The organism is Silanimonas sp., assembly GCF_044377035.1.
Classification (GTDB): Bacteria; Pseudomonadota; Gammaproteobacteria; order Xanthomonadales; family Xanthomonadaceae; genus Silanimonas.
In genome coordinates this window covers 1-23,904 of the sequence record NZ_JBILJW010000029.1, presented here as the reverse complement: position 1 = coordinate 23,904, position 23,904 = coordinate 1, and the positions used below count along the sequence as shown (strand labels likewise).

19 protein-coding genes are annotated in these 23,904 nt (G+C 65.9%); 6 read left to right on the top strand and 13 right to left on the bottom strand.

The window, feature by feature from the left end; genetic code table 11:
- The 3 genes from ACIQ6S_RS13240 to ACIQ6S_RS13230 all read left to right on the top strand — a co-directional run.
- Positions 1 to 1,400: EF-Tu/IF-2/RF-3 family GTPase (locus ACIQ6S_RS13240; protein WP_397608764.1), on the top strand; the 1,400-nt coding region annotated here is incomplete at its 5' end.
- A gap of 37 nt (positions 1,401 to 1,437) precedes the next feature.
- Complete coding sequence (locus tag ACIQ6S_RS13235) at positions 1,438 to 2,217, top strand: sulfite exporter TauE/SafE family protein (RefSeq protein ID WP_397608763.1); 780 nt, start codon at positions 1,438 to 1,440, stop codon at positions 2,215 to 2,217.
- Positions 2,218 to 2,281: 64 nt separating this feature from the next.
- Complete coding sequence (locus ACIQ6S_RS13230; RefSeq protein WP_397608762.1) at positions 2,282 to 3,910, top strand: amidase; 1,629 nt, start codon at positions 2,282 to 2,284, stop codon at positions 3,908 to 3,910.
- 329 nt (positions 3,911 to 4,239) lie between these two features.
- Here the strand turns inward: ACIQ6S_RS13230 and ACIQ6S_RS13225 are convergent, their stop codons facing one another.
- The gene (locus ACIQ6S_RS13225) at positions 4,240 to 6,990 is read right to left on the bottom strand and encodes a winged helix-turn-helix domain-containing protein (protein WP_397608761.1); all 2,751 of its coding nucleotides are present in this window, start codon (positions 6,988 to 6,990) and stop codon (positions 4,240 to 4,242) included.
- Positions 6,991 to 6,994: 4 nt separating this feature from the next.
- Entirely contained in the window at positions 6,995 to 7,351 is a 357-nt protein-coding gene (locus ACIQ6S_RS13220; RefSeq protein ID WP_397573716.1) for a helix-turn-helix transcriptional regulator, read from the bottom strand.
- Between the two features lie 85 nt (positions 7,352 to 7,436).
- On the opposite strand from ACIQ6S_RS13220, the gene ACIQ6S_RS13215 reads away from it, so the two are divergent.
- Both ACIQ6S_RS13215 and ACIQ6S_RS13210 read left to right on the top strand, forming a co-directional pair.
- Positions 7,437 to 8,948, top strand: a complete 1,512-nt coding sequence (locus ACIQ6S_RS13215) for an NADP-dependent isocitrate dehydrogenase (protein WP_397608760.1) — start codon at positions 7,437 to 7,439, stop codon at positions 8,946 to 8,948.
- A gap of 76 nt (positions 8,949 to 9,024) precedes the next feature.
- Positions 9,025 to 9,885, top strand: coding sequence for a DUF6671 family protein (locus tag ACIQ6S_RS13210; protein WP_397608759.1), 861 nt, complete (start codon positions 9,025 to 9,027; stop codon positions 9,883 to 9,885).
- 39 nt (positions 9,886 to 9,924) lie between these two features.
- Here ACIQ6S_RS13210 and ACIQ6S_RS13205 read toward each other — a convergent pair whose 3' ends face one another.
- On the bottom strand, positions 9,925 to 11,319 hold the full coding sequence (locus ACIQ6S_RS13205) for a class II 3-deoxy-7-phosphoheptulonate synthase (protein WP_397608758.1): 1,395 nt from the start codon (positions 11,317 to 11,319) through the stop codon (positions 9,925 to 9,927).
- 90 nt (positions 11,320 to 11,409) lie between these two features.
- A complete protein-coding gene (locus ACIQ6S_RS13200) occupies positions 11,410 to 11,925 on the bottom strand; it encodes a disulfide bond formation protein B (RefSeq protein WP_397608757.1) in 516 nt (171 codons plus the stop codon).
- 433 nt (positions 11,926 to 12,358) lie between these two features.
- Between ACIQ6S_RS13200 and ACIQ6S_RS13195 the strand changes: the two genes are divergently transcribed.
- A complete protein-coding gene (locus tag ACIQ6S_RS13195) occupies positions 12,359 to 14,254 on the top strand; it encodes a hypothetical protein (protein WP_397608756.1) in 1,896 nt (631 codons plus the stop codon).
- 323 nt (positions 14,255 to 14,577) lie between these two features.
- Here ACIQ6S_RS13195 and ACIQ6S_RS13190 read toward each other — a convergent pair whose 3' ends face one another.
- The 9 genes from ACIQ6S_RS13190 to ACIQ6S_RS13150 form a co-directional block, all read right to left on the bottom strand.
- Positions 14,578 to 16,215: a type IV secretory system conjugative DNA transfer family protein gene (locus ACIQ6S_RS13190; protein WP_397608765.1), complete on the bottom strand. Its 1,638-nt coding sequence runs from the start codon at positions 16,213 to 16,215 to the stop codon at positions 14,578 to 14,580.
- Positions 16,216 to 16,360: 145 nt separating this feature from the next.
- Complete coding sequence (locus ACIQ6S_RS13185; RefSeq protein WP_397608755.1) at positions 16,361 to 16,945, bottom strand: DUF4189 domain-containing protein; 585 nt, start codon at positions 16,943 to 16,945, stop codon at positions 16,361 to 16,363.
- Between the two features lie 49 nt (positions 16,946 to 16,994).
- Positions 16,995 to 18,278 (bottom strand): type IV secretion system protein, encoded by a 1,284-nt coding sequence (locus ACIQ6S_RS13180; protein ID WP_397608754.1) that lies wholly within the window; start codon positions 18,276 to 18,278, stop codon positions 16,995 to 16,997.
- A 36-nt stretch (positions 18,279 to 18,314) separates the two neighbouring features.
- A complete protein-coding gene (locus ACIQ6S_RS13175) occupies positions 18,315 to 19,265 on the bottom strand; it encodes a hypothetical protein (RefSeq protein WP_397608753.1) in 951 nt (316 codons plus the stop codon).
- Positions 19,266 to 19,301: 36 nt separating this feature from the next.
- Complete coding sequence (locus ACIQ6S_RS13170) at positions 19,302 to 21,791, bottom strand: VirB4 family type IV secretion/conjugal transfer ATPase (protein ID WP_397608752.1); 2,490 nt, start codon at positions 21,789 to 21,791, stop codon at positions 19,302 to 19,304.
- Between the two features lie 94 nt (positions 21,792 to 21,885).
- On the bottom strand, positions 21,886 to 22,197 hold the full coding sequence (locus ACIQ6S_RS13165; protein ID WP_297876037.1) for a type IV secretion system protein VirB3: 312 nt from the start codon (positions 22,195 to 22,197) through the stop codon (positions 21,886 to 21,888).
- Between the two features lie 9 nt (positions 22,198 to 22,206).
- Positions 22,207 to 22,548 (bottom strand): TrbC/VirB2 family protein, encoded by a 342-nt coding sequence (locus ACIQ6S_RS13160; protein WP_397608751.1) that lies wholly within the window; start codon positions 22,546 to 22,548, stop codon positions 22,207 to 22,209.
- A 118-nt stretch (positions 22,549 to 22,666) separates the two neighbouring features.
- Positions 22,667 to 23,629 carry a transglycosylase SLT domain-containing protein gene (locus tag ACIQ6S_RS13155; RefSeq protein WP_397608750.1) on the bottom strand — a complete coding sequence of 321 codons (963 nt, stop codon included), beginning with the start codon at positions 23,627 to 23,629 and terminating at the stop codon, positions 22,667 to 22,669.
- Positions 23,626 to 23,904: ATPase, T2SS/T4P/T4SS family (locus tag ACIQ6S_RS13150; RefSeq protein ID WP_397608749.1), on the bottom strand; the 279-nt coding region annotated here is incomplete at its 5' end. The genes ACIQ6S_RS13155 and ACIQ6S_RS13150, both read right to left, overlap by 4 nt.

Genomic DNA, 23,904 nt, shown 5'->3' with positions numbered 1-23,904 from the left:
AGGTGTTCGACCTGTTCGACAAGCTCGGCGCCACCAACGAGCAGCTCGATTTCCCGATCGTCTACGCCTCGGCCCTGCACGGCTACGCCAGCCTCGACGACGCCGCCCGCGACGGCGACATGACCCCGCTGTACGAAGCGATCATGAAGCACGTGCCGGCGCCGCCGGTCGCCGCCGACGGCCCGTTCCAGATGCGCATCTCGCAGCTGGACTACAACAACTTCGTCGGCGTCATCGGCATCGGCCGCATCCAGCGCGGCACGCTGAAGAAGAATATGCCGGTCACCGTGATCGGCCGCGACGGCAAGAAGCGCCAGGGCAAGGTGATGCAGGTGCTCGGCTTCATGGGCCTCGAGCGCATCGAGCAGGAAACCGCCGAAGCCGGTGACATCGTCGCCATCTCGGGCATCCAGGACCTGACCATCTCCGACACCGTCTGCTCGATCGACATGCCGGAGGCGCTGCCGGCGCTGACCGTCGACGAGCCGACGATCTCGATGACCTTCCAGGTGAACAACTCGCCGTTCGCCGGCAACAAGGACCTCTCGGGCGGCAAGTTCCTGACCAGCCGTCAGATCAAGGACCGCCTCGAGCGCGAGGCCGTGCACAACGTCGCGCTGAAGGTCGAGCAGCTCGAGGACGCCGACAAGTTCCTCGTCTCGGGCCGCGGCGAACTGCACCTGTCGGTGCTGATCGAGAACATGCGCCGTGAGGGCTACGAGCTCGCCGTGTCGCGCCCGGAAGTGATCATCAAGGAGATCGACGGCCAGCTGATGGAGCCGATCGAGCAGCTCGTGGTCGACGTCGAAGAGCAGCACCAGGGCGGCGTGATGGAGAAGCTCGGCACCCGCAAGGCCCAGCTCACCAACATGGAGCCGGACGGCAAGGGCCGCGTGCGCCTCGACTACATGATCCCGGCGCGTGGCCTGATCGGCTTCCAGAACGAGTTCCGCACCCTCACCCAGGGCTCGGGCCTGCTGTTCCACGTGTTCGACAATTACGGCCCGAAGGAAGCCGGCCAGATCGCCAAGCGCCTCAACGGCGTGATGATCGCCAACGCCCCGGGCCCGACGCCGGCCTACGCGCTCGGCCCGCTGCAGGAGCGCGGCAAGCTCTTCGCCGCCGAAGGCGACCAGGTGTACGAAGGCCAGCTCGTCGGCATCCACTCGAAGGACAACGACCTGACGGTGAACGCCATCCGCACCAAGCCGCTGACCAACATGCGCGCTTCGGGCAAGGACGACGCCATCCAGCTCTCGCCGCCGATCAAGTTCACCCTCGAGCAGGCGCTGGACTTCATCGACGACGACGAGCTTGTCGAGATCACGCCGAAGGAAATCCGCCTGCGCAAGAAGCTGCTGACGGAAAACGAGCGCAAGCGCGCCGGTCGCGCGGCCTGATCCAAAGCGGGCGCCGGCCTCCCGGCGCCCGTTCCCGATGCTCGCCGAGCTCACGCCCGAACTGCTGGCGCTGACCGCCCTGGCCGGCCTCGCCGCCGGCCTGCTCGACAGCATCGTTGGCGGCGGCGGGCTGATCCTCACGCCGGCGATGCTCAACCTGCATCCCGGCCTGTCGATCCTCCAGCTCATCGGCACGCAGCGCACGAGCTCGATGCTCGGCACCAGCGTCGCGGCTTGGAACTACCTGTCGCGCATCCCCGTCGAGCGCAAGATCGTCGTGCCGGCATGCATCGGCGCCCTCGTGGCTTCCGCCATCGGCGTGCAGTTCGCCAAGCGACTCGATCCCGAAGTGCTGAAGTGGACCGTGCTGGCGATCTGCGCCGTGCTGGCCGTCTACACCGCCTTCCGCAAGGACTTCGGCCTGGTCGAATCGCGGCGCTTCCCGCTCGAGAAGGAAGCCCTCGCCGCCACCGGCGTCGGCGTGGCCTGCGGCTTCTACAACGGGCTGATCGGCCCGGGTACCGGCACGATCATGGTCTTTGCCTTCGTCAGCGTGCTGGGCCTCGATTTCCTGAAATCCTCGGGCGTGTCGAAGGCGGCCAACGTTGCCGCGGACGTGAGTTCGTGGACCGTGCTGGCCATCGGCGGCTTCGTGGTGTGGGTGCTCGCGGTGCCGCTGATCCTCGGCAACATGCTGGGCAGCTGGATCGGCAGCCACCTCGCCATCCGCAAGGGCCAGCGCTTCGTGCGCTACGTGTTCCTCGGCGTGGTCACGGCACTGATCGGCAAGCTCGCGTTCGACCTGCTGCGCGGTTGAGCCGTTCACGACACGGCGGGCGGCGTCGCGATTAGCATCGGGGCTTCCGCATCTGGAGCCCGCCATGTCGAACCGTCCGCGCGCCCTGCCCGCCGTCATCGCGAGCGTCCTCGTCACTGCCATCGGGCTCTCAGGTTGCGGGCGTTCCGCCACCGACGCCGCCGCGGATGCCGCGGCTGCCAACGAGACCGCCGTCGCCGCAGCCCCGTCGGCGCCGAAGGTCGACGTCGTCGAACTCTCGGTGGCCGAGGCACAGGCCGGCATGGTGGCCGGCCGATTCACCAGCGCGGATCTGGTCGACGCCTACCTCGCGCGCATCGCCGCGATCGATGATTCGGGCCCGACGCTCAACGCCGTCATCGCGCTGAATCCCGCGGCCCGCGCCGACGCCGAGGCCCTGGACGCCGAGCGCGCGGCGGGCCGGCTGCGCGGGCCGCTGCACGGCATCCCGGTGCTGGTGAAGGACAACATCGACGTCGCCGGCCTGCCCACCACGGCCGGCTCGCTGGCCCTCGCCAACCACGTGCCCGCCGACGACGCCACACTGGTCGCCTCGCTGCGAGAGGCCGGCGCGGTGATCCTCGGCAAGACCAACCTCAGCGAATGGGCGAACTTCCGCTCGACGAACTCCATCTCCGGCTGGAGCAGCGCCGGCGGCCAGACGCGCAACCCCTACGTGCTGGACCGCAACGCCTGCGGCTCGAGTTCGGGCACCGGTGCCGCCATCGCCGCCAGCCTCGCGACCGTCGGCGTCGGCACCGAGACCGACGGCAGCATCCTCTGCCCCTCGGCGGTGAACGGTCTGGTCGGCTTCAAGCCGACGGTCGGTGTGATCCCGGCCGATGGCATCGTGCCGATCTCGGCCTCGCAGGACACCGCCGGGCCGATGGCGCGCTCGATCGCCGACGCCACGGTCCTGATGGAAGCGATGTCGGGGCTCGAGCCGATCGCCACGCCCGAAGTCCCGGAAACGACCGACGACGCAGCCGCGGCCGGCCCGTTGGCCGGCAAGCGTTTCGGCCTGCTGCGTCAGGCCATGGGCCGCCATGCCGGCCTCGATGCGGCGACAGAGGCCGCCGTGGCCCAACTTCGCGCGGCCGGCGCCGAGGTGGTCGATGCGGAACTGCCCACGTGGGGCCAGTGGGGCGAAGCCGAGCTCACGGTGCTGCTCTACGAATTCAAGGACGGCCTGAACCGCTACCTCGCCGAGGGGCCGGCGCCGGTGGCCAACCTGGAGGCCCTGATCGCCTGGAACACCGCCAACGCCGACCGGGCGATGCCGTGGTTCGGACAAGAGCTGTTCGAGCAGGCCCAAGCCAAAGGGCCGCTGACCGACCCCGCCTACCTCGAGGCGCGGACGGCGGCAAAGCGCCTGGCCGGCGAGGAAGGGCTGCTGAAGGTGCTTCGAGAGGGTCGATTCGATGCGCTGATTGCCCCCACCACCGGGCCGGCATGGCCGATCGATCCCGTGCTGGGCGACCACTTCACGAGCTCGGGCTACGGCGCGGCCGCCGTGGCCGGGACCCCCAGCCTGACCGTGCCGATGGGTGAGATCCATGGCCTGCCGGTCGGGCTGAGCCTGCTCGGCCCCAAGGAGGGCGATGCGGGACTGCTGGCGCTCGGGGCGGTCGTCGAGGCCCGCTTGGCGGGTGCGCGACGCGCGCCGGACTTCCGACCCACGCTTCAGCCCTGAGGGCGATGATCGGCGCCGGCACGAACGGCGGGGCCCGGAAAAGTCGAAGGCGCCGGTTCCGAACCGGCGCCTTCGTGGTCATCTGAACCCCTGCAACTCCTGGATTCCACCTCCTGTGGAATCGCCCCGGGGGCGAACAGCGCGATCGGCATCCGTGCTGGCTCCCTGCCATGCGGGTGTCCCCACCCTTCGAACCGCCACTGCCCGTTCCGGGGCGAAGTGACGATGCCAAACGGCGGCCAATCCACGCTTTCCTCAAGCGTGAGCATTTCTGAAGAGTTATGAAAGCCTTATGAAACAATGGCTTGATAAACACCCAGGCCGCCCTCTCAGCGGATCATGGCATCCACGGCCTGTTCCGCATCCGCCAGCGCACGGCGCCGGAAGTCGTCCGCCGCCAGCCGGGCGAGACCGAGGCGGCAGGCGCTGAGGGCCACACCGGCCTCGTCGAGCTGCCCTCGATGCGTCGCGATCTGGCTTTCGAAGCAACGCGCCACCGCGAGGCGGGGGTGGTGCTCCGGCAGGACCTCCGAGGCCCTGGCCCGGAAGCCGGCCAAGGCCAGAGCCGCATCCTCCGTGCGCCCCAGCAGCAGCAGGGTTTCCGCCCATAGCTCCTGGATGTCGACAGCCCGCGCATCGCGACCGAACGTTTCCGGTTGTGCCACGAGCTGCAGGCGCGCCATCAGGGCGTTCGCGCCTGGGCGGTCGCCCTGCCGGGCCAGGCTTCGGGCCAACTCGGAACCGGCGAGCACGGTCAGGATGTGGCGTTCGCCCAGTGTCTGGCTCCAACCCCGATGCGCGCGGCCGAAGAAACCCGTCGCCTCCTCTTCCCTCCCCTGCCCCGCCGCGACCAGCCCTTGCCGGTACTCCACCGCCAGCGAGTCCGGGTGGTCGGGCCCCAGACGATCCAGGAACAGGCGATCGAGGCGCTCGAGGATGGCGTCCGCCTCGGCGAAGCGGCCGCCCCGGGCCAGCGCCTCCGCATAGTCGGAAAGCGCCCAGGCCGTCCGCGGATCGTCGGGCCCGGACTCACGCTCGCGCAGGGCCACAAGGGCGCGGAAGGATTCCGCCGCCGCGCCCTCTTCGCCGATACGGCTCTGGCAAAGGCCGATGAACCAGCGCGCATCGGCTTCCACGCCGGCGGGCAACTGGCTTCGACGTGTCTCGTCAGCAAGGACCGACCCGAGCTGGCCGACCACTTCGTCGCATCGTCCGCTTTCATAGAGCAGCTTCGCGCCTTCCACGAGGCTCGCATCGGAAACGGCGCCGAGGGTGTCGCGATCGTGGGCGGCGGCCGCGTCGCAGGCGGTTTGCGCGGCTTCCAGGTTTCCGGCCAAGCGCTCCAGCTGGCACAGCCGCCGTTGTTGGCCTGCCAGCGACTCCGCACCAGGGCTGCCCCCCTCGGTGCGCTCGATCGCCCATCGCTGGTGGCGCGCCGCCTTCGCGTATTCGCCCCAGGACTCGTAGGCCTCGGCGACCGACGCATGCACCGCTGCGGCGACCAAGGGGCGTTCGCCCAGCCGCTCGTCGATCTTCGCCGCCGCCGCATCGAGCGAACTGCGCAGGCTGATCCCGGCATCGCCGCCGCGGTAGGGATCGGCACGGGTGAGCATGTCGTCGGTCAGGAAACCCAGCACGGCCTGGGCCTCGCTGCGACGCACGGCCTCGTCGCGCCGCGCGTCCCAAGCCAGCCAGCCCGCCCAACTGGCGACAGCCAGCCCGACGAACAGGGCCGCTGTCGCTGCCCCCATCAGGCGAAGCCGGACCTGCTGACGCTGAAGTTGCTGGGCGGCGAGGCGCTCGCGGGCCGCAGCCTCGTCTTGGGCTTGGGCGGCGAGGCGCCGCGCCGGCAACTGGCGCAGGTGCAGCGCCAACTGCTGGGCGCCGAGGGTGCGTTCCTCCACCCGAAGTGCAGCCAACGCGCGGATGTCGTCGCGCAACAGCGGATCATCGACATCGGCCTCCCAACCCGGCGCAAGCGGACGCCGCAGGTCCCCGACGACCAACTGGTAGAGGAGGACGCCCAGCGCGTAGAGATCGCTGCGCTGCGTGGGCAAGCCACCTGCCAGGACCTCGGGGGCGCTGTGGAGGGCGGCCCCCGCGCCGGGAGCGGAGGCCTGGCGGGCATCAACGAGGACGTCCGCGTCGAGGAGCGCTTCGGTCTGCTGCGAGAGCGGCGAGGCATGGCCGCCACCGAGATCGGCCAAGGACGTGCGCCAGCCTTCGGGTAGCGACGAGTCCGGCGAGAGAAAGACATTGCCCGGCTTCAAGTCCTGGTGGACGACGCCCGCGGCGTGCAGTTCCCCGAGGGTGTCGGCGATCTGCGCGAGCAGGGCGAGGCGGTGCTCCAAGGGCACGCCGCCGCCGACCGTCCGCGCGGCCATCCAGCGCGCCAGGTCACCATCCTCGAAGTACGGGTACTCGACGAACACGGGCGGCTCGTCGAGCTGCCAGCCGAGCGCGGGCGCGAGGCCGGGCACGCTATGGTTGATGGCCGCGAGGTAGCGATGCAGGGCGACCTCCCGGCGCACGTGACGCAAGCCCTCTTCACCGAGACCGAGCTTGAGTGCCCTCGGCGCCTCACCCGCCACGGAATCGGCGAGCAACACCATGCTGTGCCCGCTGCGACCGAGCACGCGACGGAACGTCCATCCCGACCGGTTCGGCACCGCCGCACCGACCCAGTCGTGCTCGGCGGCGGGAGCGGGCGGCAGCGTTTCGGACTCCGCCCAGTGCACCTCGCCCGCCCAGCGGTAGCCGTAACCATGGACCGACTGCAGCGGTGCACCGGCCTCGTCGCCCAGCTCACGACGCAGCCGGCTGATCGCCTTGGCCAGCGAGTTCTCAGAAACGACGCGTCCGGGCCACGCCGCGTCGAGCAGATCGTCCTTGCCGAGCACCTGTCCGGCACGCAGCAGCAGGGCAAGCAGCACCTCGTACGACGAGCGGTCGAGTAGCAACACTTGCCGCCCACGCCGCACCTGCGCGCTGCGCAGGTCCAATTCGGCACCCGGCCAGCGCAGCACGCCGCTGCGCGGCACCTCGCCTGGAGCCCGCGGGTTCGGATCCGTTACCGACATCCGGTCATCGGCCCTTGCCGAGGAGGAGAGCGAGGATGTCGCCGATGCTGCGGTGCTTTTCGAGCGGGTGGCGGAGCGGCAGCGTGGTGTCGAGCCGGTAGCGGTTGCGCCGGCCGTCGCGTTCGCGCGTCAACGCGCCCGCGGCCTCGAGCTCGGCAACGATGCGCTGCACCGCGCGCTCGGTGATGCCGACCTTCGAGGCGACGTCGCGCAGCGTCTGCTCGGCATCGGCGGCCAAGCAGACCAGCACGTGGGTGTGGTTGCTCAGGAAGGTCCATTGGGCCTCGGTGTCCGCCGGCTTCGCGCTCGCTTGGGGCGCTGCCACGGCCTTCGCCGCGGGCTTCGCGGGCGCAGCCTTCACGCGCGACTCACCCGCCGGCTTGCGCCGCACCGATTTTCGCGCTTCAATATTCACGACATCTTTTTCGTGTTTCGGAGATCGCACAATGTCCGCCGTCCTCGCTGAATCCCTTGCCCCGGCCCGCTACGTCCCCGCCGCGCTGCCGGCCACCACCATCCCGGTCGCGGCCGGCGATGGCATCGGCCCCGAGATCATGGACGCCACGCTGGCCATCCTCAAGGCCGCCGACCCGGCCCTGGCCTTCCACGCCGTCACGGTCGGCCTTAAGGCCTACGAAGGCGGTCTGATGGCCGGCATCGGCGAGGACACCTGGCAGGCCATCGACCAGCACAAGATCATCCTCAAGGGCCCGATCACCACGCCGCAGGGCGGCGGCTACAAGTCGGTGAACGTGACGTTGCGCAAGACGCTGGGCCTCTACGCCAACCTGCGCCCCTGCGTGTCCTACCACCCCTACGTCACCGCCCTGCACCCGACGATGGACGTGGTGATCGTCCGCGAGAACGAAGAGGACACCTACGCCGGCATCGAGCATCGCCAGAGCGATGAGGTGGTCCAGTGCCTGAAGCTGATCACCCGCCCCGGCTGCGAGCGCATCGTGCGCTACGCCTTCGAGTACGCCCGCGCGCATGGGCGGAAGAAGGTCACGTGCATGACCAAGGACAACATCATGAAGCTCACCGATGGCCTGTTCCACAAGGTCTTCGACGAGATCGCGCCGCAGTACCCGGAGATCGCGACGAACCACATGATCATCGACATCGGCACGGCGCGCATGGCCAGCCGCCCGACCGACTTCGACGTGGTGGTCACGCCCAACCTCTACGGCGACATCCTCTCCGACGTGGCCGCCGAAGTCGCCGGTTCGATCGGACTCGCCGGCTCGTCCAACATCGGCCACGACTGCGCCATGTTCGAGGCCGTGCACGGCTCCGCGCCGGACATCGCCGGCAAGGACATCGCCAACCCCTCGGGCCTGCTGCTCTCCGCGGTGATGATGCTCGTGCACCTCGGCCGTTCGAAGCCCGCCACCGACATCCACAACGCCTGGCTGTGCACGCTGGAAGAAGGCATCCACACCGGCGACATCTACCGAGACGGCGTCAGCCGCAGGAAGGTCGGCACGCGCGATTTCGCGGAGGCCGTCATCGCGCGTCTGGGCCAGCAGCCGAAGAAAATGGCCGCGGTGGATTACCCGGAGCGCGAACCGGAATCGCTGGTGCATCCGGATGTCGCCATCCCGCCGCACGTCAATGCGAAGAAGGCACTGGTCGGCGTCGACGTCTTCCTCAACTGGGACACCGAAACCCGCGATCCGAACGAACTCGGCGCGGCGCTCGAAGGCCTCGCCGGCGACGACTTCCGCCTCGCGCTGATCACCAATCGTGGCGTGAAGGTCTACCCGAACGGCAACCCGCAGACCCTGCGCACCGACCACTGGCGCTGTCGCTTCCCGGCCCGCGGTGAGACGGTCGACGGCCAAGCCATCTCGCGGCTGCTGATGCGCATCGCCGATGCCGGCTTCGACGCGGTGAAGACCGAGAACCTCTACACCTTCGACGGCGTGCGCGGCTACTCGCAGGCGCAGGGCGAATAAGCCCCACCGCGAGAAGCGCGAGGCGGTGTCCGACATGTCGGCGCCGCCTCGACGCAATGTGGCGGACACTCACGGCATGTCCCTGCCCTTCCCCGATCCCCGCGTCGCGCTCGCGACCCTGCACGGCAAAGCCGATGCGCTGGCGCCGGCCTTGGCGTGGCTCGGCCTGCAGGTTGAGACCGTCGCGATCGACACCGATGCGCTCGGCACCTTCGCCGGCGACATCGAGCGTCCGGGGACCGCGCATGAGGTCGCCATCGAAAAAGCCCGGCGCGGCATGGCCATCAGCGGGCTGAAACTCGGCATTGCCACCGAGGGCAGTTTCGGCCCCGATCCGCTGCTCGGCTTCCTTCCGCTGCATACGGAACTGCTTGCCTTCGTCGATGACGAGCACGGCCAGACGATCGTGGTCGAGCAGGCGGGCCACGACACCAACTGGTTCTCGAAAGCGGTCCGGCCCGGCGACGATCTCCAGCCCGTGCTCGCGTCGATCGGCCTGCCCACCCATGCGGCCTTGGTGAAGCCGAACCGGTGGTTGACCGCCAGCGGCGAGTCCATGCCGGTCGCCAAAGGCCTCATCGACCCGGCCGCCGTCGCGGAAGCGGTCGAGCACATGGCGGCGCACTCGCAGGATGGTCTGGCCCGTCTTGAAGCCGATCTTCGCGCGCACATGAATCCGACCCGTCTCGCGGCCATCGGCCGGCTCGGACAGCGGCTGGCCGAGCGCCTCGCCAAGCCCTGCCCCCGGTGTCGCGCGCCGGGCTTCGGCCGGATCGATGCGCAACCCGGGCTGCCCTGCGAGCTTTGTGGCGAAGCGACCGACCTCGTGCGCGCCGAAATCCACGGCTGCGGCGTCTGCGGCCATCGCGAAGACCGGCCTCGCGCCGACGGCCTCGTCGCGGCCGACGCGGGCCACTGCCCCGAATGCAATCCCTGAGCGCCCCGCCCCCAACGGGGCGAGGCGACGGTCATGCGATCAGAGCGATGCCGGCTGCGCGATCTGCGCCTGCTTGCGCACGATCAGCATGGCGATCTCGAGCGACTGCTCGTAGTTGAGCCGCGGGTCCACCGTCGTGCGGTAGTCACGGGCCAGATCGGCATCGACCAGCTCGCGCGCACCGCCCGTGCACTCGGTGACGTTCTCGCCGGTCAGCTCGAGATGCACACCGGCCAGACGCGTCCCGGCGGCGGCATGCGCGTCGAAGCTCTGCTCCACTTCCGCACGGATGTTGTCGAAGCGGCGCGTCTTGTAGCCATTCGCCGCCGTCTCGGTGTTGCCGTGCATCGGGTCGCACATCCACGCCACGCGGCGCCCTTCGCGCTTCATCGCTTCCAGCAGCGGCGGCAGCTTCTCGAGCACCTTCCCGGCGCCCATGCGGTGGATGTACACGAGACGGCCCGGTTCGTTCTCCGGGTTCAGCACGTCGGCGAGGCGCAGGGCCTGGTCCGGCGTCACCGAGGGGCCGAGCTTGATGCCGATCGGGTTGCGGATGCCGCGGAAATACTCGGTGTGCGCGCCGTCGAGTTGCGCGGTGCGCATGCCGATCCACGGGAAATGCGTGCTGAGGTTGAACCAGCCCCACTGGCGCGGCACCTGGCGCGTCTGCGCCTCCTCGTAAGGCAGCAACAGCGCCTCATGCGAGGTGTAGAAATCGACGCGGCTGAGGTTGTCGATCGGGCCGCCGGTGACCGTCTCCATGAAGCGCACGGCATCGCCGATGCCGCTCACCATCTTCTGGTACTCCTCGGCCAGCGGCGAGCGCGCCACCCAGCCGAGATCCCAATACTCCGGGTGGTGAAGATCGGCGAAACCACCATCGATCAGCGCGCGGACGAAGTTCATCGTCATCGCCGAGCGCGCGTGGCCCTTCACCATGCGGCGCGGGTCGGGGATGCGGGCTTCCGGCGTGAACTCCGGCGCGTTGATGAAATCACCGCGGTAGCTCGGCAGCGTCACGCCATCGCGCTCTTCGAGGTCGGCCGAGCGCGGCTTGGCGTACTGGCCGGCGAAGCGGCCGATGCGCACCACCGGCAGGTGCAGGCCGTGCACGAGCACGACGCTCATCTGCAGCAGCACCTTCAGGCGGTTCGAGATCAGGCCGCTTTCGCAGTCGGCGAAGCTCTCGGCGCAATCGCCACCCTGCAGGATGAAGCGCTTGCCCACCTCGGCCTCGGCGATCTGGCGCTTCAGCGCCAGCACTTCCCAGGAGGTGACGAGCGGCGGCAGGGCCTCCAGCTCGCGCCCGACGGCCGCGAGGGCCTCCGCGTCCGGATAGTTCGGCTGCTGCAGCGCCGTTTTCGTCCGCCACGACGAACGCGTCCATGCATCGGGCGCGTTGACGGGGGTGACGGGACGATCCTGCGCGTTCATCGGTGTTCTCTTTGGGGTTGGCCAAAGACTATGCCACGCGAGAATTCGAGTCGCGACTCCATTACATCCGCAACTTCATGAGCTCATGACTCAGGCGCGGCGACGGAGCCCCGCCACCAGCGCGCCGAAGCCCAGCAGCACGAAGCACAGCAGCGTCCACGCCGGCATCGACAAGCCAAGGAAGGCCCAGTCGACCTTCGCGCAATCCGCCGAACCCGAGAGCGTCTCAGCCAGCGCATCGATGGGGCCCAGCGACTCGAGCATGTAGGAGAGCCCCTGCCCGCTGCAGCTCGGGAAGCCGCTCGGCGGCTGCAGTTGCAGCCAAACGTGACGCGCCGCAATGCTGCCGCCCACCGCGGCCAGAAGGGCGATGGCGATGCCATAGGCGCCCCGGCCCGCGCGACCGCTTGGGTTGTGCAGGGCCGCGACGAGGCCGATCAGGCCCATCCCAGCGAAGAAGAAGCGCTGCAGGATGCACAGCGGGCACGGCAGCATGAACATGCCGTGCTCGACGTACAGCGCAAAACCGAGCAGGGCGGCGCAGACGGCGAAGCCGAACAGCATCTGCAGGCGGAAGGACCAGGCGAGGGGGTTGGCGTTCGGCATGGGGGACACACAGGGAAAGTCAAAAGGGATTGTGCTCCGACTACCGCAATCGCGGCCAGTTCCCTAGAGTCAGGCCTGCGGACCACCCCCGAATCCGCGGCACAAGGAAGCCCCCCAAAGATGCGCAAGCTGCATTGCTTTCGCGCTCTCGTGAAGCTCGGATTGCTCTCGACTCCGAACCACGCCGAGACCGCCTCGCCAAATGAGCGGGAATCCCGTAACGCCGACTGCGCATTGCCCGACCCGATGCTTGCAACTCCGTGTCGGGTCTTCGTCCGTCACCGTTCACTCTGAAGCGCGATTCCCGTCTAGGTGAAGCGCGTTGGGCTTGGCTTTCCAAGCCAGTGCCGGCGCGACGCACGGGCGCTTCCTCTAGTTGCCCTCCTCCCCCCCAAAGAAAAAGGAAACTCAAATGCATCGATGGATTGGTTTCGTGGCGAGCATCCTTGCCGTTCCTACGCTGCTAGCTCAGGCGATTCCGCTTGCGGACGCGAACACCGACTACTTCTTGGGCGGCAGGTTTGAGCAACGAATGACGGCTCAATCCATCGATTTCGGTCGTGCCACCGGCGGCGACCTGCGGAATATTGAGTTCGTGGGCACCGAGTTGGTCCCCATTACCCGTCTACAGCCGGACATGACTCAAGACAGCGCCAATGCATCGCCGTTCGACAATGTCGACGACGGTACGTTCTGGCGCAGGATCACGATACCGGCTGACCCCGGGGGACAGCCCGTCAGCTACAGGATCGAACTCACTGGACTGGCGCCGGGGAACCAAGCAGGCACCACATTTGGTGGCCGGATCTACATCGGCTCAGGCGCTACGCCAACCAGTGCCTCCATCCTTTGCCAAGGTTTTGACAGCGGATCCGCCGTGCCGTGCCGCGCAACGGTGCAGCATCCCGGTGGCAACCAACCGGCAGACTTCTGGGTCATGCTCTGGCATCGAAACGGGCCGGCATCACGCGGGTCTATGGCCTTCCATGTGCTCCCTCTCCGAGCTGCGCGCGAGACGGCAACGAACCGCTTGGATGCTTCCGGGCCCAGCCTTGTCAGGGATGGCACGGCACTGCGAACCATCGTACAGGTCACCAACCCGATGCAAACGTCTACGGAAAACATGCGTGGCGCGGTGTTGGTTATCGGGGGATCACCCAAGCGCATCATCGCCGTCAACGAGCGGAGCACTGAGGTACGTATTGCTACCGAGTCGCCGTTCGCCTATGCGCTCAAGCCGTCCACCGACTTCGCCGTAGCGGTTCAGCCGGGCCGAGAGACCCCCGGCTTCTTTATTGATGTCCCGCCCAACACGGCGCGCGTGCGTCTGACAACGCGCTCAAGCGGCAACATCGATCTGCATGCCCACTGGGCGCCTTACTCGACCAACACGCGCGAGACAGGAATTCCCGAGGTCTTCCGTCTGCTCTCCTTTGGCGGCTTCACCAGCTCGACGGCACCGGGAGGCAACGAGACTCTGGAGTTCAACAACCCGCAGCCCGGCCGGATCGGCATCAACATCAACAGCCTCGACTCGCAGTGGGTTCCGCTAGTTATTCGCGCTGAAGTCGAAGCAAATGCGAACGTCGTCAGATCCGGCTCTTACTTCAACCCAGATCGACCAGGTCACGGTCTGTTCGTTTACCCGGCAGGGAGCTCCTTCGCCGGCCTGTACTACACGTATGCCAACAACCTCAATCTGGGGTCGCAGTTCGATACGCCGACTTGGTACTACATCCAAGGCGACCTTCCTGCTGCGGACGGCATCTGGCGAGGCACCGTCTTCAGGAGCAATTGGATCGGCACGGGAAATCGCTTGTCGAGAGTCGGAGAAATGGTCATGACGCCCCGCGGCTCCGACGCATTCCAACTCACGATGAGCATCGATGGACGTTGGTTCTCCCAGCCATACCAAGCACTCAATCGAGGTTGTCCATTGGTTTCCGGCGTCCCCCGGGACGCTAGCGGACACTGGTTCGATCCGACCCGTGCAGGAACTGGCTATAGCGTCCAGCTATTCGACAACTATGAGTTCTATGCGTTCTTTGGCCATGACGAATTCGGAAGTGCGCGCTATCTGGTCGCCGAACTACCGGCCCGCGGCGCAATCACCGAATCCATGCCGCTTGTCCAAGTTAGGGGATACCCGAACTCCTTGACGCCCTCCCCGCTACTGCGAACCACTGTCGGCACCCTAACGCGTACATTCAACGGAGGAACGCTTTCGAACGTGTCCGTTAACGGCACGCTCGCATCACCGCTGGCAGGTTCGATCAACCAGTCCGATAACGTCATGCCGCTAGGCTCGACTCAAGGCTGTGATCGCTAAGACTCAGTGTGAGACGGCGGGGTGTCGGACCAAGCTCCGCGCCCCGCTACTGAAAGCGGGGGGACGTCGATCTACGCGAAATGATACCCGCATCGACAAAGCCTCCGGCAAGTCGTCAGCTGTACGTACCAAGAGAAACCCGTGCTTTCGCAGAGGTTCCTTTCTCTCGTGGATCGAAGAAAGTGCATTGCGCGCCGTCGACCACCCAGGCCGCAATCGAACGACCGAACGGTTCGACGCCAACCATCGGGGCGTGCCGCCTGGACGGGAGCCACACTGCAAGATGCCCAGCTAGCTGCCCGAGCGAGCCCCGTGAAGACACTTCACACCTTCAACGCCGGAACGTCGGACTTCGGCATAAGCCGCGACGTGAAGTAGCGCTCCTTGTAGTAGGCGATTTTCTCGCACATCACGGGGTTGGCAATGCCCTCGTAGAAGACGATCTCCTTGTCGCCCGGCATCGCCTTCAACTCCTGCGGAAGCATCAGGGCGCGCTTCTCGATCACCTCGCTGCGCGACGTCTCCTTGCCCCGGGTGATGGTCTTGCGCTTGACGGTCGTCGTGCCGAGCATCTCGGAGTAGTCGTTCGCGTCCTGCTGCTCGCGAGGCGTATAGACGATCTGCAGCGCATGGTTGGTGATGATCGTCCGCGACAGCTCCTTGCCGTACACGGCGTCCAGCTGCGCCATGCTCTGGATGATCGGCAGCAGGCGGATGTTGTAGCCCGCCATGTACGACACGGCGGAAGCGATGATGTCCACGCGGCCGATCGAAGTGAACTCGTCCATCAACAGCAGGCACTGGACCTTCAGCGCCGGGTTCGCGCTCGGCAGCTCCCGCGTGTTCTGGTTGATCAACTGGCTGAAGAACAGGTTCACGATCAGGCGCGCCTCGGCCAGCTTGTTGGGCTGGATGCCGATGTAGATCGTCATCTTCTTCCGGCGCACGTCGGTGAGCAGGAAGTCGTCTTCGCTGGTCGCCGCATCCAACACCGGATTGATCCACGCGTTGAGGGGCTCCTTGAGCGTGCCCATGATCGAAGCGAAGGTCTCGTCCGCCTGCGACACCAAGTTCGCGAACGCCTGCCGGCCCGGTTCGGAGAGGAAGGGCCGCGAGGCCAGCTTCTTCAGGTAGGGCTTCAGTTCGGTGCCATCACCGCTGGACAGTCGATACACAGCGCCGAGAGTCGGCCGCCGGGCGAACGGGAAGCCCTGCGCCACCCCCTCGGCATAGTGGTCGAACAGGTACAAAGCGAACGCCATGAAGGCGTTGCGCGCCTGGCTCACCCAGAACTTCTGCTCGTCCGCACCGTCCGGGTAGAGCATGGCTGCGATGCTCATCAGGTCGGAGACGCGGAACGCAGGGTCTTCCGAAACGTAGCGCAGCGGATTCCAACGATGCGTACGGCGGTCCTCGGCGAAGGGGTTGAACAGGAAGACCTCCTGCCCCTGCGACTTGCGCCAGCCGCTCGTCAGGTCGAAGTTCTCCTGCTTGATATCGAGCACCACCATCGACTCGCGATACTCGAGCAGGTTGGGGATGACCACACCCACACCCTTGCCCGAGCGCGTCGGCGCGGCGAGGATCGCGAACTGCTGGCCATCCAGCTTCATCAGCTTGCCGCCGTGCCGCCCGACGACCACGCCACGGTCGGCGTCCTTGAAGAACCCCTTCGACGCGAGTTCGCCACCACTGGCGAACTTCGCATCGCCGTGCAGCGCCTTGGCCCTCGGCTTGAGTACGAGGACCGCCGCCGCGAGCCAGACCAGCCCGGACAGGCCGAAGCCGAGAAACCCGCCCGCCTTGATCTTGCCGACGAAGGGCGCGTACTGGGGCGACTGCAGGTGCTGCAGGTAGTCGAGGTAGAGCGTGAAACTCGCGAGCCCGGTGTCCAGGCCCATGAACATCAGGGCGAAAAAGCTGGAGAGCCAAAGGCCTGAGATTCCGGCGATGACGAGCATGCCGACCAGGAAAAGAGCTTTGTTGCGCATCGGGAATCGGGGGGGATTGACGCGGGGAATGGACATCCTAAACGAGCGTCGCTGCACGTGGACGCTGCCGCGCAATCGCCGCCTAAGGTCGAAGGGCCCGCTCTAGGCGAAATGACTAGTCCGAATCCACTTGCTTCGGAACCCAGTTGTCGGGCTTCTCGTAGACCCAGTGGGAGACCGGCGTGCTGCAGAATGTTTCGATCACCTCACAATCACCACCCGACTCCTCGGCGCAGACGCGCAGCGATTTCTCGCGACTACTTTCTACGGTGGGCGCAGCGTTGATGGCGTACCTGCCGCCGCCCCAAGCAAAAGTGGTGCACAGATTCTGGTGGTAGCCAGCCACGGCGCACGCCTCACCACCCCGTGCTCGGCACTGAGCCAAAGCTTCGCGCTCCGCTGCCTCTCGAGTTGGCAGATTTGATGACGTTGCATAGGCCCCGTCGCTGGAGGAAATGGCAATCGCCCCAAACCGATCCTCTTGCACTTCCCATCGATCGATCACTCGCACCGATTGAGCCACGTCTTGGCCTTCCCCTCCCGTCGACCGGCAGATCGGCATCGGCGCAACGCCGTTACCTCCCTGCGAATAGCCGACAAAGACTTCGCCAGGAGAGTTCGTACAGATGTGGTCCGCAAAGGCCGCGCTAGCGAAACCGCCGGCAAAGACGATAGCAACAAGGGGTGTGAGTCGGTACATGGCCATATCACTGGTCTGTCGCAACGAAGCTAACGCAAGCGGGCTGAAATCAACCACTCGTGATTGGACCCCGCGGCGTCGATGCCTGCGGAGGCGTGGGTGCTAGTGCTCCAGTGTTGGGCTGAGACTGCGGAGACGGCGAGCTCGGCGCGCGCAGGTACTCGGGCGGCGAGTTGTTGACCGCCACGCCGCGGTCGCCTGCCAATGCAAGCGCCACTCGATCGTTCTGGGCGCCTGCGACACGCTGTGTGCCGAGCGATTCTTGGGGGCGAACCGTTGCTCCCGCGCGTTCGCCTGCACCGCTCGTGGTTTGCACGGCCCGATCATTGCTGACGGTCTGCTGCACCCCGGGCGGCGTTCCCGGTCCACGTGCGCCTGCCGGCAAACTTCCTCCCTGGAACAGATTGAAACCGCTGAACTGACCCATGGTGCCGTTGAAGAACGCGGCCGCCATTGGCGGCGTTGCGACGATCAGCATCGTCAGAATCATCCCCAGCCCACCCTGCTGCATCGCTCGGCTTGTAATGCCCTCAGGGGCGTTACCCATCAGGCCCGACACCACATCCGTCATCCACAGCGCAGCCGAAACCCGCCAGATCATCTCCGTGCAGATCCCGATCATCAAATTGAGCATCACCAGCGCAAAAATTGTTCCAATGCCGTAGTAGAGCCACTTCTGGAACAGTGGCTTGGTGTAATCAAAGATCAGCATCAGCACAAACAGCGGCCCGAACCCGACAAACAGCCCCATCGCGATCTTGTTGATCAATAGCATCGCGCCCCCCACCACGGCAGGGCCAGCGGTGCCGATGCCCGCGAACCAGAGCGAGCGAGTCTTTGCATCCTGCACCGCTTGGTCACCGCCCGTCTGCACCATGTCGATCGAAGACAGCGCAACTTGCATGTACGCCAGATTGCGGTCGATGCCCGTTGCAGGCGATGAATGGCTCCCCGTGACGATGTAGTTGATGTCTTTCGGCAGCTCGTTGCCAAGCCAGTAGAACACGTTGTTCGAGCCGATCGATGCACCGAACGCGATGCCTAGAATGAACACTCGCTGCGCAGTCGTCGCAAAAAACCGAGCCATCGACTCCTGCGACTGACCAGTCATGATGCGCCACCCCTGCCACCACACCCAGATAGACATCAGCACAAGGGCAAAGCCCGTCATCCACTGGAAGGTGCGACTGAACAGGCGATTGAACGCGTTCACGATCTCAACATCGAGGTACTCGATGATCAGCTTGTAGAACACAGCGGAATGAAATCCATCCGCGCTCGGCCGGAAATAGTCCAGAGGTGACGTCATTAATCCTGCGATGTCCATGGTCATTTCGGCCTAATGCTCAGTGCCCTAACTTCCTTCCCTTCAATTGACACAGTCGCGCCGCTCCCCGAAGTTATCCCCGCACGTCTTGTTTCCAGCACGCAACGCAGTGCCGAGAATGGCACCTTGCACCAAGGTTTGCGTCGCCGTCTGGAGGAGGCTTGTCGGCTTGTCACCCGACATCAGCCGCTGCGCCACCTCCGCCTGCCGTTTCTCCAGCGTGTTGATCACGCTTTGGTAAACCTCCGCCTCGGTCTGAATATTCTTGAACAGCCGTTCGGATCGTTCAGCATTCGCTTGAAGCTTTGCCGCCTCGGTTGCCTGCCAACCTTCGCCAGGCCCATTCCCGCTATTGAGACTGCAACCACTGGTGATGCTGCCAACAACAGCACCGCCGCCCGTGCCTACCCGCGAGTTCCAACCATTGAGAATGCCCGCGAGCTCGTCGGTTTGCTGCTCCAACTCAACCAGCACCTGCCGCTCCGTATTCCACTTCCTGTTGCGCATATAGACGAGGGTACGGCAGATGCTCTGCTGCTCTGCCGCGAGATTGGTGGAACCATCCAGATTCTTGTTGGCAAGTCCGATTGCCCCCCGAATGCTGTCCGCAGCAGCACCTGCGAGGCCTGTGCGACCAGCTGTCGGGCAAGCCTGATCAGCCCCTTGGTGCAAATCGGTGATCTCCGGCATCGCCTCGGAAAGCTTTACCGAACTCCCGTTCACTGTCGTGCGGAGATTGATCCGTTGAATGGCCTGAACACGCTGCACCGCGTCACGTAGATTGTTCACCTCGAAGCACTCGGTGATCATGCGCCGAGATTGGGCCCGCGCCTCTTCGATGATCATGTTGAACGCCTGATTGAGGCCATCGACGACAGGAATCCCCGACGCCTCGACGCGCGGCGAATGGGCCGTGCTCGCCAAGCAAAGACCAAGCGCAACGGCGAGGAGCTTCGCCTTCATGCCATGGGGGGAGGAATGGACAGGGTTCATGGGCACCTCACGCGGGGGTCGTAGGGGGTTCGGGGGTCACGCAATCCGCCGCCGGCTCTCGGCCGACGCGGAGGTTTCACTGCCGGCGGACGTTCCGGGCTTCTTGCCCGAGCCCTTCCGGCTCGCATAGAACTGCTCGAGCCACTGCTCCGGCTTCAGCTGCTCGACGGTCACGCCCAGCGTGTCGGCGCGCTCGGCGAGCACCTTCTCGAGGATGTCGATGTTGTCGGTCGAAGCGGAGATGACGGCCAAGTGGTCGTCAAGGCCGCGCAGGTTGAGCTGGCACACGGCGCTGTTGTGGCCCTGCTTCACGAGGAAGCAGCGCGAGCGCTCGTCCAAGGACTTCACGACCTGGAACTCAGCGTCCGTCAGCTTCAGGCCTTCCACATAGTCGTCGCGCGAGGCGTTCGGGTTCGGCAGCAGGATCAGAGTCGCCGTCTGCTCGATCAGTGCCGCGGCGATGCTGCTCTGGAGCGCATCCTCCGGGGACTGGGTGGCGAAGATGCCGAGGCCGTTCTGCTTTCGGATGGTCTTCTGCTTGTTCTTGGCGAATTCCTTCAGGCCACCCTCGCCGTCGAGGATCTTCCAGAACTCGTCCATCACGTAGATCAGCGGTCGGCCGTCGATCAGCTCCTCGAGGCGGTGCAACAGGTAGTTGATCACCGGCACGCGCACTTCAGGGTTGTCGATCAGCTCCGTGTAGTCGAAGCCGATGATGTTCGCCTTCGAGAGGTCGATCGTGTCCTTCGGGTTGTCGAACACCCAGCCCAGCGAGTTGCCGGCCGTCCACTTGCGAATCCGGGCGAACAGCCCGTCGTCGCCGAGGTTCGGCAGGCTCTTCTGGAAGTTCGTCATCGTGCGCAGGTGCATCGGCGTGTCGAGGATGTTCTCGACCGCGCGATAGATGTCCTCCTCCTCGCGGGTCGAGTACTCGCGCTTGCCGGCGAGCACCTTGATCAAGCCCGCCAGGAACTGCACGTTGGCGTCGTTGCGTTCGCACTGAAACGGGTTGAAGCCGGTGGGCTGCCCGTTGTCGAGGGCCAGGTAGTTGCCCCCGCAGGCGCGCACGAAGATCTCCGCGCCGCGATCCTTGTCGAAGAAGAAGATGGTCGGCACCGGGTCCATCTTCTGGACCTGGCTGAGCAGGAAGTTGATCAGCGCCGTTTTGCCGGTACCGGACTTGCCGATGACCATCGTATTGCCGATGGCCTTCTCCCCCAGCGAGTTCTCGCCCGGATGGGTGGCATGGAAGTTGAAATAGTAGGGCTGGCCGTTCGTGGCCTGCAGCACCGTCACCGACGGCCCCCAAGGGTTACGGTCCTTCTTGCCCATCGCGAAGTTGTGCAGCGGCGACAGTCCGAGGAAGTTCATCGAACTGAGGTTCGCGAGCCGCGAGCGGAACTTCCAGTTGCCCGGAAGCTGCGCGTAGAAGGAGGCGGCGATCGCCAGGTCATCCTTCACCGTGACGAAACCGGCATTGGAAAGCTCCGCGCGCGCAGTGGCGATCTGTTTCTGCAGCGCCTCCTGCGAATCCGCGTAGATCGTCATCGAGAAGTGGTACTCGCCGACCACGAAGTTGCCGGACGCGAGCTGGTCCATCGCGTGGTCGAGCTCGGCGATCTGCGTGTAGCTCTTGTCGCCTGAGGAAATCATCATGCCCTTGGTGCGATCGAGGACCGTCAACGCGTCCTGCCGACCCATCGGCGTGAAGCTGTGCGTGATCACGTACTCGAAATCGAGGTACTTGAGCCCGTTGAGGATCCCCGGGTACGTGCCGTCCGGGTATTCCTTCACGTTGAGGATCGCGCCGAAATGGCTCTTCCCCTCGGGTGTCACCACGACGAAATCGCCGGAACGCGCCGAGAACATGTGGCGGCTCACGGCAAGGTAGTCGTAGACCGGCGCCTTCAGGACCGGCACCGGCTCCTCGACGCGGTTCAGCAGGTAGCCGTAGAACTCCAGCGCCTCCGAGAACACTTGGCCGTTCGGCGCTTCGTACATCGAGAGACGGTACGGCGCGTAATCGCGGATGACGGCTTCGACATTGGTCGCCAGCTCCATCACCTTCGCGACGGCCTGTTCCTGCTCGGCGCGCAGCTTGGCGATGTCGGCCGACTTCTCCATGAAGCGCTTGGCGGTGGCGAGCACCGGACGATAGATCATCGTCAGGTAGAGCTCGTTCACCATCATCCGCTGCCCGGAGAGCAGCTGGAAGTAAGCGTCCGACATCGACTGGTTGAAGGCCTGCCCGAAGGTCGGTCGGGCATCGATGGCGCGACGGCGCCGCACATCGTGGATCCAGAAGGCCACGTTGGAGTAGTCCGGCGCACGCAGCGTCTGCAGCAGGCGATTGAACGTCTGGTGCCGATGTTCGATGTCCCATTCCTCGCGGCCGACGAAGGGCAGCCCGCCGAGGTACCAGCAGATCAGGTAATCGCCCTCCGCCGTCTTGATCACCTGCGGCGACACGTGGGTCGACAGGGTGACGAACTCGGCGATGGGGGCATCGGGCGTGAACTTGGCCATGGATCTCTTGGGAATCAGCGTGAGGCCGGAGCGCTTCGATGGAACGGGAACGACGGAATGTGCCGGCCCGGCACATTCCGCCCTGCAAGCAGCCTCATCCGCGACGGATTTCCGGCTGCCCCCGATAGTGGTTGGGCGTCAGCACCCACATTCCTTCGTGCTGCTGGATGTTCCGCACCTTCGCCTTGAACTTCAGGCGGAGGAACAGCAAACGGAAGATCAGCTCATCACGACGCGCCATCTGGCGCATCACGAAGATCACGACAGGGATCAGGATGAGGAACTGCAGGCCGAACCACATCGCGAACAGCAAAGCGCCTCCCGCGCCGAGGAAGAACGGGAGGTAGGGCACGCCCATGAACATCGCCGGGCGCGTGCAGCCGCGGAAGAGGACGTCCTTGCGCATCGGCGTTGGTCAGACCGTGCCGACCTGGCCGCTGGCCACCAGCATGTTGGCGATCTGCGCCGCGCCACCGATCAGCACGCCACCGATGAGCACCGGCGCGACTTCGCTGATGCGCTTGTTGTTGAAGGCGATCTGGTAGCCGGCGAACACGATGGCCACGGTGACGACGACGATGGAGGCCGCATTGAGGATGCCGCTGATGTTGTTGAGGAACACGCGGATGACGGACAGGCCATCCTGGTTCTGGGTGACGCCGGCAGCGAAGACGGCGGCCGAGGTGGCGTAGGCCATCAGGGCATAGCCCATGGCAGCGACGGGGTTGCGCGCAGAAAAGACGGTCTTGTTGAACATCGCGATGACTCCTTGCATTCGCCCGATCGGGCGTTGGGGGAAAGTGGCGCCCGCATTCACCGCGGACCGCCGGGGGAAAGGCCACTCCGGGAAAGCTCCCGGTTTCGTTTTAATGCATTCAGAACACGCGGGCAGCATCATCACCGCTGGAATTTGACTCTTCTTGAGTAATGGTCGACGTGCGCGCGACAGGTGCGTCACTCGCAGCATCCGAAGGCGATGCAGACGGCGTGGTCACCGCGGCGATCACCGGCGTCGCGGCACCGTCACCGGGCCCTTCAAGGCGCGCCGCGCGCTGCTGCATCTCGGCCATGAAGCGCGCCTCAGGCGTGGCTGGAAGGGCCGCTGGCTCGCTCGCCGGATCCGAACCTGATGCAGGCTCGCTGCGCGTGATCGCCGCAGCGCTTGCACGGGCATCGAGCGGATCGAGGTCTGCGGGCGATTGCGGGGCCGCTTCGACCAGCGGCTGAGCCCGCGACACGACATCGGTGCGCGTGGCGCCCGGCGCGGTGATCCGCGCGGCATAGACGGCCTCCCACGGCGTGGCGGGCGGCACCGTGGATCCGCCCTGTGCCGGGGCCGCCTGAGCTCGCGACGCCCCACCCGGCGCGAGGCCGATCGCCTCGGCATGCGTGGCCACAGGAGCACCCGAGGCCATCGCGTCGAACACCTTCTGCACGTAGCCGTGCTCGTAGCCGGTCCGCGCGTTGCCGGAGTAGTAGCAGCTGAAGGCATCGCCCCAGCGGCCGTCATGGCGCTGCAGGCACTCGGCAAGGATCTTGGCGCCGGCGGCGAGGTTGTTGCAGACATCGAACCCGGCCTCGGGCGTGTCCAAGCCGAAGCGCGAGAAGTTCACGCGGTTCACCTGCGCGAGGCCGATCGAGTAGTTGTAGCCGCGCGCCTCGAGCATGCGCACCGTCGCGACCGCCTCGGCGAGGTTGCGCGGCTGGCGCAGCAGCCGGCCACCCACGACGCCGATCGCGAAGGGATTGCGCGACGACTCGACGTGGACGACATGCGCCATCACGTCTTCCGGCACCGCGAGGGGGCCGCAGGCCAGGCTTTCGATGCCAGGGATCATGCCGACAACCTCGCCTCCGGGTCGTAGTCGATTCCGGTGATGTGCCGACTGCCGCCATGCGCGTCGATATGGACGACGATGTCGATGGTGAGTCGCAGCAGGCGCTTGATGGTTTCGAACTCCAGCCCGGCGCCCTCGTTGGACGCCTTCACCATCAGGGCCAACTGGTCCCAGGCCTGCGAGGGGCTGCCGGCATGGCAGGAAGTGATCGAGCCCGGATGGCCGGAAGCGCAGTTTCGGATGAAGTAGAACGCCTCGTCGCCGCGCAGCTCGGC